Genomic DNA, 12,206 nt, shown 5'->3' on the forward strand with positions numbered 1-12,206 from the left:
AAGTTATTCATCTGGAATGTTAACCAAATGCTTTGGACTCGCCAATAAAACCTCTGCTATTTGGAATAACAATTTAAGACTTGGTTGGCAACGATTGTAAACGTATGAGTTCACGATAGTGTAGCTTTTCCTGTTTTTGCAAGTTAAGCCTGCATATTCTCGTTCTTGGTTACGCCCCATTTTGTTCTACTTATGAAGCACTTTATGCGTATTATGTAGCTATGTGCAAATATAATAAATATTTTTGAGTAAGAGGTTAAGAAAGAAATGTTTTGTGCAAAGAAAAAGAGGAAGTACCTATATTGGCACTTCCTCTTTATGTTATTTGTTGTGACTTCTTTACTTCACTTCCTCAAAATCTGCGTCTTGCACGTTGTCACCAGTGCTACCGTCTTGTGCTTGCTCACCGCCTGCGCCTTGGAAACCTGCGTTGGGGTCGGGTTGAGCACCGCCTGCACCTTGGTACATTTGTGCGCTAGCAGCTTGCATCACGCTGTTAAGGTTGTTGATGGCTGCGTCTATTGCGACAACATCGGCAGCCTTGTGAGCATCTTTAAGCTGTTGCAGTGCGCTTTCGATGCCCGGCTTTTGGTCGGCAGGGATTTTATCACCGTTATCTTTTAAGAAGTTTTCGGTGGTAAATATCATCGAGTCGGCTTGGTTCAGTTTATCTATCTTCTCACGTTCGGCCTTATCGGCTGCAGCGTTTTGTTCAGCTTCGGCTTTCATGCGCTCAATCTCTTCTTTGCTCAATCCGCTGTTAGCCTCGATACGTATTTTTTGTTCCTTACCTGTGGCTTTATCTTTGGCCGACACGTTAAGAATACCGTTGGCATCGATGTCGAATGTTACTTCAATCTGTGGAACACCGCGACGAGCTGGTGCGATACCTTCGAGGTTGAACTGTCCGATGCTCTTGTTTTGCGAAGCCATAGGACGTTCGCCCTGCAAAACGTGGATGGTAACAGCCGTTTGGTTGTCTACTGCTGTAGAGAACGTTTCGCTCTTCTTGTGCGGGATGGTGGTGTTGGCGTCGATAAGCTTGGTCATTACGCCACCCATTGTCTCGATACCCAGTGTCAGAGGCGTAACATCGAGCAATACGATGTCGCCCACACCGCTCTCCTTGTTGAGGATAGCACCCTGAATGGCTGCACCCACGGCTACCACTTCGTCGGGGTTAACGCCCTTCGAAGGCTCTTTGCCGAAGTAGTTCTTCACCAATGTCTGCACGGCGGGGATGCGGCTCGAACCTCCTACGAGGATAACTTCGTCGATATCTGATGTAGACAGCTTGGCATCCTTAATAGCGTTTTGGCAAGGGATGAGACAAGCTTGAATCAAGTCGTGTGCCAATTGTTCAAACTGAGCGCGAGTCAAGGTCTTCACCAAGTGCTTGGGTACGCCACCCTCTGCCGAGATATAAGGCAGGTTAATTTCGGTCGACGTGGTGCTCGACAGTTCAATCTTAGCCTTTTCGGCTGCCTCTTTCAGGCGTTGCATAGCCATGGGGTCCTTCGTAAGGTCGATTCCCTCGTCGGCTTTAAAGCCATCGGCCAGCCATTTAATAATCACTTGGTCGAAGTCGTCGCCACCCAAGTGGGTATCGCCATTGGTTGAAAGCACTTCGAATACGCCACCGCCGAACTCAAGGATAGAGATATCGAATGTACCGCCACCAAGGTCGAACACGGCAATCTTCATATCCTTGTTGCCTTTGTCAACACCGTAAGCCAAAGCTGCAGCTGTTGGCTCGTTAACGATACGTTGAACGTTGAGTCCTGCAATTTGTCCGGCTTCTTTGGTTGCTTGACGTTGCGAGTCGGAGAAGTACGCAGGAACCGTAATAACGGCATCGGTTACTTCCTGTCCAAGGTAGTCTTCGGCGGTCTTCTTCATCTTTTGAAGTATCATCGCCGATATTTCTTGGGGTGTATATTTGCGTCCTTCGATGTCAACGCGAGGCAGTCCGTTTTCGTTTACAACGGTGTAAGGCATGGCCTCAGCCTCTTTGCGGCTCTGCTCGTAGGTCTCTCCCATAAATCGTTTAATCGAGTAAACGGTGTTCTTGGGGTTGGTGATGGCCTGACGTTTGGCGGGGTCGCCCACCTTGCGTTCGCCGTCTTTAACGAAACCCACCACAGAAGGCGTGGTGCGTTTGCCTTCGCTATTTGCGATTACTACTGGCTCGTTGCCTTCAAAAACGGCAACGCAGCTGTTAGTTGTTCCTAAGTCTATTCCAATAATTTTTCCCATAAGAATATTTTGTTTTATTTTTTTATTCGATGTTATGTTGTTTGCGGCATCCCTTTTGTGGTTTGCCTGTTTCCTATATATAATAAGTTGTGTCGGGTTTGCAGTGTTTGTTTTTGCTTGCCCAACTCGCTTACTTATTAACAAAGCCTATGCCACAGCGACAAAAAGACAATTCTCTGTCACTAATGCGACATTTTGTCATTCTGTCTTGTCGTTTTTATATGCAAAAACCCGTCTTGACAGCATAGTGTAGTCAAGACGGGTTGGTTTAGTCTGCGGTTTCTGTGTTATTCGGTGTATTTAGGCAACCATTTCATTTGCCTTACGGCCTCTTGTGCGTTGTTTATTTTCTTTTTCGTGATGCCTTGCTGTATGGCGTTTTGAGCCACAACGATAGCTAGGTGCTCCGAAAATTCTGTTAGTTTATCTACAGGTGGAAGTACAGCAGCTCCAGGTTGGTCGGAGTTTACAATGCCACCCAAGGCGTGAGCCGCTGCCGAAAGCAGTGTCTGGTTCACCACTTTAGCTGTTGAAGCGATAACGCCTAGTCCTAGTCCTGGGTACATTAGTGCATTGTTGGCTTGTCCGATATTGTAGGTTACGCCCTTATATTCAACTGGTGCGCTTGGTATACCAGTAGCAACAAGCGCATGTCCGTCAGTCCATCGTATAAGATCTTCGGCTTTAGCTTCAGCTAGTTCGGTGGGGTTAGACAGTGGAAATATGATGGGCCGTTTTACTGCCGTTGCCATTTCTTTTACCACCTCCTCACTGAATTTTCCTGGTTGGGTAGATGTTCCGATGAGAACTGATGGATGAATGGCCTTAACAGCGTTGTAAAGAGTTGCAAGCGATGCGCTGTTTTCAAATTCAGAGCGTTGTCTTACGAAAGGTTTCTGAGCCTCTGTTAAGTCGTTTGTATCTTCAAATAGCAAACCTTGTTTGTCTACTAGGTAGATATGTTTACGAGCTTCTTCTTCCGAAAGGCCTTGTTGCATAAATTCTTCGAAGATTTGATGAGCAATGCCAGCACCAGCAGTCCCAGCTCCGAATATCATTACTTTTTGGTCAGTATATTTCTCCTTAGAGATGTTCAGAGCACCTAATATACCAGCTAATGCCACAATGCCCGTCCCTTGAATGTCGTCGTTAAAGGTGGTAATCTTTTCTTGATACTTCTTTAGTATGGCTGCAGCGTTAGGTCGGCCAAAGTCTTCCCAGTGTAAGTATAGGTGTGGGAATAGTTTTTCGGCTGTTGTTACGAATTTGTCAACGAAGTCGTAATAGGCTTGTCCTCTAACGCGCTCGTGCCTATTGCCAAGGTAGAGTGGGTTGTCCAGCAGTTGTTTGTTATTTGTTCCAACATCGAGAACCAATGGCAGCACGTTGTCTGGGTTAATACCAGCGGCGGCCGTGTATACCATTAGTTTGCCTATAGATATGGCAACGCCATTTACACCCCAGTCTCCAATACCTAAGATTGCTTCGGCATCTGTAACCACTATTAATCGGATGTCGCGCCCACCAGCAGCATTTATTAGGGATGTCTCGATATCTTCAGGATGGTCTATAGACAAAAAGCCTGCATCTTGTGGTTTCATGAATAGTTCGTCGTATTGGCGAATGGCATCTGCCACAACGGGATCGTAGACGATGGGCATGAATTCAACCACATGTTGAGCCATTAGGGCGTAGAAAAGAATGCGGTTGGTGTTGAAAAGTGTCATCAAGTAGATGCGCTTTTCCTGGTTGTTTGCTTTTTTGCAGAATTGCTTATACGTGCGTTCTACTTGTTCTTCTAGGGTTTGCACGGTTGGAGGAAGTGCCCCAATGAGGTTTAATGCCTTGCGTTCTTCCATAGTGAACGCTGTACCTTTGTTCATAAAAGGGTTGTTCAGAATTTCTTGGGCTGTCTTCATAAAACTTTGTTTGTTAAGTTGTTAATAAAGTGTGGGTACACGTACTGCTAATAACAATTATCACTATATAGCATTGATGACTTTATACTGCATCTATTCTTTTAACTCTCATCTCTTTATTGCAAGCTTTTTGTATTGCTGATTATTGAAACTGATTCTTAGTTTTAGAGCGAATGTGTATTGAGGATACTATAAGTCCTGTTGTTAGTTGTGGCATGTGAACCGAAACATAGTTGCAAATATAGTGATAATTTGCAATGTGGATATTGCTTTTGCAATATTTAATTTTGCGAGCGCATCCGATTTTCTCACTCTCTTTGAAATAAATGCTACAAAAAGTGGTGTACATTTTTTATTATCAATATAATTACTAACTTTGCAACTCAAATTGTTATAACTAAAAAACAAAATAGGGAAAATGACTTCATTAACTATGGCAATCGTCATTGTTTTCGTTATGGGTTATCTTTGCATTGCTCTCGAAAGTTTGACGAAGGTGAACAAGGCGCCAGTGGCGCTCTTGATGTGTGTGGCTTGCTGGACGCTCTTTATGATTAATCCAGCAGATTATATTGTGCCCATCATCCCCGAACTGGCAGGTAATGCTGCTGGAATTGTGACACATGTGGGCGAAAGCTTGAAAGAACATTTGGGCGAAACGGCCGAAACGCTCTTCTTCCTCATGGGTGCGATGACCATTGTTGAGATTGTAGACACCAATGGCGGCTTCAACTTTGTGCGCGATGCCTTGAAAACACAAAGCAAACGCGGATTGTTGTGGCGTATTGCCTTTATGACATTCTTCCTTTCGGCCATCCTCGACAACCTCACCACGAGTATTGTGATGATTATGGTGTTGAGAAAACTCGTGGCTGATAAAAACGACCGACTGGTTTATGCTGCTCTTGTGGTTATCTCGGCCAACTCGGGTGGTGCATTCTCGCCCATTGGCGATGTAACCACCATTATGCTTTGGATTGCTGGTTCTATCACCACGGCTGGTGTTCTCAGTGAGATTTTTGTTCCTTCGCTGGTGTCTATGCTTGTTCCAGCTTTCATCATGCAATATATGTTGAAGGGCAATTTGCCAACAAAGGTTATATCGGCCGAAGACAGCGCACTGGTCTTTACTCGTTCGCAACGTCGCATCATTTTCTTTCTTGGTGTAGGCGGATTGATGTTTGTACCCATCTTCCGTTATTTCACCGACCTGCCTCCTTACATGGGTATCTTGCTTGTGTTGGGCGTTTTGTGGACTGCCACCGAGATTTTCTATCGTGGAACGAACTTGGGCGAAGATTCTATGTCGGCTCGCGTTATTGCCTTGCTGCGTAAAATTGATATGGGTACCATCCTTTTCTTCCTGGGTATATTGATGGCTGTGGCTTGCTTGTCAGAAATTGGTGTGCTTACGGCTATGGGTCGTGGGTTGGAAAGCATCAGCGATGGCAACCATTACCTAGTTACGGGTATTATCGGTGTGCTTTCAAGTATCGTAGATAATGTTCCGCTTGTTGCTGGATGTATGGGTATGTATCCCATTGCGCCCACTGGCGATATGGCTGTTGATGGAATTTTCTGGCAACTCTTGGCCTATTGTGCTGGTGTTGGTGGTTCAATGCTTATCATTGGTAGTGCAGCAGGCGTTGTGGTGATGGGCTTGGAGAAGATAACCTTTGGCTGGTACATGAAACGTATCACGTGGGTGGCCTTCGTGGGTTATGTTGCTGGTATCCTAACTTATTGGGTAGAGCGCATGCTGTTCTTCAGCTAATGGACGTTTAGTCTATAATAACATAAGTGTTGGTTGGTAAGGCTGCACGGCTTTGACTAGATTTGTATTTCTGGCAAAGCTCATTAGGCAAGCTTTACCAACCAATTATTTTCAAACACATAGCAGATGATTGTTTTATGCTAACAATAGAGCAGGCTCAACCGAGTCAAGCGGCCGACATTGCTAGGCTTATCATGGAGGCAATGAATCACGATTGTTGCCTTTATTTCGCAGGCGAAACACATGGGTTAATGGGTTTTCATCAGTTGATGACCCATTTGGTAGGGCGCACCGATAGTCAATATAGTTATCTCAACACGCTTGTGGCTTTGGATGCAGCGGGTAAGGTTATTGGCATTTGCACATCTTACGATGGTGCTGAGCTTCGTCGACTGCGCACTGCCTTTGTGCAAAGTTGTTTAGAATGGTTTGGACGCGATTTCAGTGATATGGACGACGAAACTGCTGCAGGCTAAGTGTATGTAGGCAGTTTGGCGGTTGATGCGCATCATCGGGGCCAAGGCATTGCCAAGGCATTGCTTAAGGCCACTATTTTGCGTGCCAGCAGACTGAGTTTGCCGGCTGTTGGTTTGCTAGTAGATAAAGGAAACCCCAAGGCCGAAAAGCTTTATCATGATGTGGGATTTCGTTATGTGGGCGATAACCAATGGGGTGGGCATGCCATGAAACATCTGCAGTATGTGTTTGGTGATGAGCACGAAGCGTAAATGCTCGCCAACAGAAATTCTATGCCTTAACGCTTAATTCCCACTTGGCGTTAAGGCTTTTTCGTTTTGTTTTGATTGTGGGACTTATCTTTTTATTCTTGCTTTATTCGGGGTGAAATTATCACAACCACTTTTGGATTTATTGTAAAATATTCGGTGTATTTTTTAACATTATGAGTGCGTTATTTGCTCACAAACTATCCGCTCGCCTGCAAATAATCGATTCTCGCGAAGGTTTGGTTTGATGAAAAACACACTTCGTTGGTGAATGTTGATAATTCGTGTTTTGAGAGAAATAAACCGTATATTTCACTAGAAAATAGGTTATTTGTAGCAAAATGGCTTGCAAAATGCAGCAAAACGCGTTGCTAACTCCTACTAAACGCAGTGCTAACTCGTGCAAAATGCAGTGCTAACTCGTGCTAAACGCAAGGCTAAATGCTGCAAAACGCAAAGCAAAATGGTGCATATTGCAGCTTAAGAAGAAGTTTTTGACCTTATAAATGCTGAAAAAATACTAGTTTTTTTGCTGAAAAACTATTCAAAAAGGTATTTTTTGTCTTCTAAAAGTTGCTTTTGGGGTGGTGAAAAATGGTGAGTTGGCGCGCAAATAGAAAGGCAAAAAGGTGCAAAATGGCGAATTAGTGCTCAAAATGGATGTAAAAATAAAGGTCGCAGGTCTGAAAATAGGGCAAAAAGCATGCTTTTAGTGTGATTTTTCTCTAGAAGGGGTGATTGTTGGGAGTGTGTTTTGTAAAATAATATCACTGTATTTAACACGGAGCTAAGCTCTATGTGTTTGCTCAATCCATCCGAACGACCTACTTTTGCTTTAGGCGAAGTTCTATCGGGCTACATTATTTCTATAATGGTTAATGGCAATAGCCCCTTGTTGGTTGGCCACAAATTCACCACGAAGCATTAAGCACGCATGTAATAGTAACTGATGGCCCACTGGGCAATACATTACTTAGCATAACCAGCGTTGTCGGGCGTGCCGTTGATGGGTTTTGTGTCGATATTAGCGTCGCGATTTAAAAAGGACTGAATATCTTTTTTAATTTTCAAAAAAGGGGCAGCGTCTACATATATCTTACTTTTTTTGAGCATTGGCGCCATGTCGGCCACGCTATGTGCGTAAGAAGCCAATTCGTTTCGCATCTGTGTAGCATGCACGCTTTGTTGTCTTATCTCTATTTCGCGTTCGTGTATCAGCTGTTCGCACACTCTCATAAGCATTGGTATAACCAGTGTGTCGGCCAAGTGGTGGCCTTGAATATAGAGATAAGTTGTATCTGGCGTAACGCCCAGGCGCAATAAGTCGGCTTTCACCTCGTTCCAACTCGTTTTAGCGTTGGTATGGCGTTGGCGCAATTGGCGCAGTTTGTGGTCTATTCTGTTTCGAAGTTTCTCCAGAAGTTCATCCGTTCGATGAATCGAAAACCTGCCTAGGTCTATCATTCGGTTAAAGTCGGTGAGTGTAAACTCACTATAACAGCCTGTGCGATAGTGCCAAATATTCCACACAAAGAGGGGAAACACAATGCGCGAATAACGCGAAAAGAAGTCGGTGAAGTCGAACACAAAGTGGTCGTTGAGGGTTGCAGCCACGCACACCTCGTGCAATCCACCAGCAAAGCATTGTAAGTTTTCAATGGCATAGGCGTAGGTGTGAAACACAAAGGGGTTGTTAAGGATGGTTTTAGATAGCAGTGTGGCCCCTTGCAGCAGATAATCGTAGTCGGCATCCACACAGGCAATCATGTCGTTTCCCACCTTCTCGCCAATAAGACTCATCAGAGCTGCTTTTTTTCCCCGTTCTAATTTATTTTCTTTCGAAGGCAACATTACCTCGAAATATAGGTTTGTGTTTTCGAAACTGCCCAGCACTGTGCGCCAAAAAAAAATATCGTCGTAGCTTTCTACATAAGCCACGATGCGCCTTCGCGCCTTTTTGGGCGTCATTCTGTTGGCTGCTTCGAAGTAAGACGACGAAAGATGTTCTTTTAAACCTCTGGACATAGGGCGATTTTTTTTAAGGGGGAAAGGGCTTTAATGGCGAAAGGGCTTTTAAAGGTGAAAGGGTGAAAAGGTGAAAGGGTGAAAAGGGGGGATGTAATGGTGAAAAGGTGAAAGGTTGGAAAGGTGAAAATATGGCTTCGCCTTCTGCTTGTTAACTCATTTATACATCAACATATCAACTTATAAACTCATCAACTTATAAACTCATCAACTTATAAACTCATCAACTTATAAACTCATCATATCACCTCTTTAACTAGTGAACTTGTCTGTTTGTTTATTCATTCATCAGTTTTCTATTCCACCATGATATCACTCACTTCAGTCACTCTGTCTAGCCATCCGTCCATGATAACAGCGGGGCTATGGGTGGTGAGAATAATTTGTACGTTAGGATTAAGTTGCAAAATAAGGTCGATAAGTTGTTTTTGCCATTCGATGTGCATACTTACTTCGGGTTCGTCCATAAAGAGAACATAAGGGCGTTGATCTTCAACCAGCACTGTAAGCAGCACCACCAGCAATTGCTTTTCTCCACTAGACAGTTGATAAGGCTGCAGCGTTTCGCCTATCTGCGCAAAGCGCACTTCGTTCTCGCTGCGAATAATAGTCTTGCCCGTTTCGGCAAACAGGCGGTCAATCATGTCTTGAAACAGTTGCTTGGGTTCGTTGTGCGCCTGCGCCAAGCGTGCAGCATCTGGGGTGCCACTTTGCAAAGTGCTAATAATGCGGTTGCCAATATCAACCTGATAGTCTAGGTATCGGCGTTGCAGTTGGTAGAGTTGGAAATCTAGTTCGGTGGCAATGTTCAATCCTAGTTTTGCAATAATCTCAGCATTGAGCAGCGGGCGATCGAACGAACGAATGATGTCGTATCGCACGCATGTAGCATCTTCGGGCGCCATCGTAATGTGCACACCCTTTACATGCGCCTGATTGGTGTCGCCACCTTTAGGCAAACATTTCACCACCCGGTTAAGAATGGTGCTCTTACCCATACCGTTAACGCCACTCAACACGTTTACCTGCTTATGCAGTCGCCACACAATGTGTCGCGTTCCGCTCCATAGCGAGTCTATTTCAATCTCCTTGATGTAGTCAGCATATTTCTCCATGTGGGCTTATTGTTGTGGCCTGTGCTCGTGCTGTTGGTGTTAAGCAGAGGTTAGGGCCTGTTAAAATCAAACGTTTGTTCGTTGTTCGCGCCTGCATCTAACTCCGCTGCCTATGAAGACCACGAATTAAATGGCATGAACGCTCCTTACAAAAATACGCATTTTATTCTAATTTGACTAACTTTGCACCATAAAAAACTTAAAGAAGATATGGACAATATGCACATCAGCGATGATAATGCCTCTTCGTTCTGCGAAGAGGTCAACCAAATAGCACCAAATGCAGCCCAACAAGCGCCAACAACACCGCCCAATAAGCCTCAAGGCACACCGCCATTGCAGGCCCATGCGGCCATGTTTTTGGCTTGTATGTTTTGGGGATTGATGGCACCCTTGGGTAAAGACGCCATGACCCACGGGCTAGATGGCATCTCGATGGTTACGTTTAGAGTGGTAGGTGGTGCTTTGTTGTTTTGGTTAGCATCGCTTTTTGCTAGTAAAGAGCATGTGCCACGCAAGGATGTGTTTCGCTTTGCAGGTGCAGCCGTCTTCGGATTGGTGTGCAATCAGTGCTGTTTTACTATCGGGTTGAGCCTCACTTCGCCTATCAATGCCAGTATTGTAACCACTTCGATGCCTATTTTTGCGATGGTTTTCTCGGCTATCATCCTTAAAGAACCCATAACGGGAAAGAAAGCCACGGGCGTGTTGATGGGTTGTAGTGGTGCATTAATACTTATTCTTACAAGTGCTGCGGCCACCAACAAGGTGCAAGGAGATATACGTGGCGACCTGCTTTGCCTTTGCGCGCAGTTTTCTTATGCTTTTTATCTCTCGCTTTTCAATCCCCTTGTGCGTCGCTATTCGGTGATAACGGTTAGCAAGTGGATGTTTTTTTGGGCCACTTTGATACTCTTGCCTTTCACAGGAGTGCATGTCGCGGCCTTGCCTTGGGCACAAATAGGGGCTATTACGTGGCTCGAAACGGCCTATGTGGTGGTGATTTGCACCTTTGTTTGTTATTGTCTCATCATGGTGGGCCAGAAAACACTTCGCCCCACGGTGGTTAGCATCTACAATTATGTGCAGCCCATTGTGTCGGTAACGGTTAGTGTGCTGATGGGTATCGGCGTGTTGAAGTGGGCGCAGGGTCTTGCCATCATCTTGGTGTTTGGTGGTGTCTGGCTTGTAACTAAGTCGAAGAGCAAGCGCGACCTTGAGAAAAGAAAGTAACGTACTAGCCTCAGTCTCAATCTAAGAGAACAACAGAGTGGAATATTTGGCTGATTGAAAACAGATTAGACACATATTACATTGCTGCCTTTAATGTAGCACCAAAGAACTTATTTCTTTAATGATGTTGTCAAGCTGTTTTTTATAAATCAGTCCGTCAACATATTCCGTGGGAATAGTGCCATATCCGAACTTAGCACCCAGAATGGCGCAAGCCACAGCCGCGTTAGTGTCGGCATCTCCGCCTGCCCTTACGATGGCTAAAAGTCCATCTGCAAACGATTTGGCGTGCCAATAGGCCCATAGGCCTGCGGCTAAACAGCGTAAGGTGTACCCAACAGAGTTTTTATCTTGTAGTTCTAACGCTCGAATGTCGGTGTCGATTGATAGGTCTACGTACTCGATAATCCTATCGTCGTATTTTCTGGCCAAGTCTATTATTTGGTGATAAGACAGATCTTTGCCTTCGTAAACCAAGCTATGTATCAGCAAAGACACGATAACGCACGAACCAACGCAACGCGGGTCGTAGTGGGTTAGTTTGCAAATGTTTGCTGCACACACTTCTACTGCTTTGGGAAACAAGCCAACAACCGATGTACGCATCAGTCCTCCGTTAGCTGCCGCTCTGCAATGGCTCATCTCCCAAATTTTCTTAGACACCTCAAAAGGTTTTTCTACGTAGTCTCCAAAGAGTAAAACCTTATGTGTGGTTTCGCCAATGCCCATCGGACAGCCATCCGCCCAATGCTTGAAGTTTTGGGCAATAGAAGTTAGGTTCACTCCTTTGTCCTTGATAACGGCATTGGCAATGCACAGCATCATGTCGGTGTCGTCGGTCCAATCACCTATTTTCCACCTTTTGCGATGATGGTCTTGAAAGATGTCATTATAATGGGTGATGCCATTGGGATAGTTCAAGGCCATTTCTTCGTCTGTCATTCCTTCTGTACCCAAGCCTAGTGCGTCGCCAATGGCTTGGCCATAGATGGTTCCTTTTATTCTATCAACAAGCGTATCATTATTATTGGCTTGTTCAAAACCATGATTTATCATTATGCTTTTCGAGTTTTATAAACTATGAATGCTACTATTGTCGAATTTCATTTCATCACCGCCACATGCTTTTGCTCTTTGTTCCATTCAACTTGCTTATCAT

General features: G+C 44.8%; 7 protein-coding genes and 2 pseudogenes. 3 read left to right on the forward strand and 6 right to left on the reverse strand.

Annotated elements, in window-relative coordinates; all coding sequences use genetic code 11:
- Positions 1–3 precede the first annotated feature (3 nt).
- The 3 genes and pseudogenes from QME03_RS05160 to QME03_RS05170 all read right to left on the reverse strand — a co-directional run.
- Positions 4–129 (reverse strand): annotated as a pseudogene (locus QME03_RS05160) (transcriptional regulator); the annotation flags it as partial.
- Between the two features lie 210 nt (positions 130–339).
- Positions 340–2,256: a molecular chaperone DnaK gene (gene dnaK / locus QME03_RS05165; RefSeq protein ID WP_281723683.1), complete on the reverse strand. Its 1,917-nt coding sequence runs from the start codon at positions 2,254–2,256 to the stop codon at positions 340–342.
- A 287-nt stretch (positions 2,257–2,543) separates the two neighbouring features.
- Complete coding sequence (locus QME03_RS05170) at positions 2,544–4,175, reverse strand: malolactic enzyme (RefSeq protein ID WP_025816869.1); 1,632 nt, start codon at positions 4,173–4,175, stop codon at positions 2,544–2,546.
- Between the two features lie 418 nt (positions 4,176–4,593).
- On the opposite strand from QME03_RS05170, the gene nhaD reads away from it, so the two are divergent.
- On the forward strand, positions 4,594–5,949 hold the full coding sequence (gene nhaD / locus QME03_RS05175) for a sodium:proton antiporter NhaD (RefSeq protein WP_281723684.1): 1,356 nt from the start codon (positions 4,594–4,596) through the stop codon (positions 5,947–5,949).
- A 137-nt stretch (positions 5,950–6,086) separates the two neighbouring features.
- A pseudogene (locus tag QME03_RS05180) lies at positions 6,087–6,677 on the forward strand (GNAT family N-acetyltransferase).
- A gap of 966 nt (positions 6,678–7,643) precedes the next feature.
- Here the strand turns inward: QME03_RS05180 and QME03_RS05185 are convergent.
- Together QME03_RS05185 and QME03_RS05190 are read right to left on the reverse strand one after the other, a co-directional pair.
- Positions 7,644–8,699, reverse strand: coding sequence for a DUF4435 domain-containing protein (locus QME03_RS05185; RefSeq protein WP_281723685.1), 1,056 nt, complete (start codon positions 8,697–8,699; stop codon positions 7,644–7,646).
- A gap of 296 nt (positions 8,700–8,995) precedes the next feature.
- Complete coding sequence (locus tag QME03_RS05190) at positions 8,996–9,814, reverse strand: AAA family ATPase (protein ID WP_281723686.1); 819 nt, start codon at positions 9,812–9,814, stop codon at positions 8,996–8,998.
- Positions 9,815–10,168: 354 nt separating this feature from the next.
- Between QME03_RS05190 and QME03_RS05195 the strand changes: the two genes are divergently transcribed.
- Complete coding sequence (locus QME03_RS05195) at positions 10,169–11,047, forward strand: DMT family transporter (RefSeq protein WP_044075955.1); 879 nt, start codon at positions 10,169–10,171, stop codon at positions 11,045–11,047.
- A 90-nt stretch (positions 11,048–11,137) separates the two neighbouring features.
- Here the strand turns inward: QME03_RS05195 and QME03_RS05200 are convergent, their stop codons facing one another.
- Positions 11,138–12,103 carry an ADP-ribosylglycohydrolase family protein gene (locus tag QME03_RS05200; protein WP_281723687.1) on the reverse strand — a complete coding sequence of 322 codons (966 nt, stop codon included), beginning with the start codon at positions 12,101–12,103 and terminating at the stop codon, positions 11,138–11,140.
- Positions 12,104–12,206: the final 103 nt, after the last annotated feature.

This window comes from Hoylesella shahii, assembly GCF_937990675.1.
Classification (GTDB): domain Bacteria; phylum Bacteroidota; class Bacteroidia; order Bacteroidales; family Bacteroidaceae; genus Prevotella; species Prevotella shahii.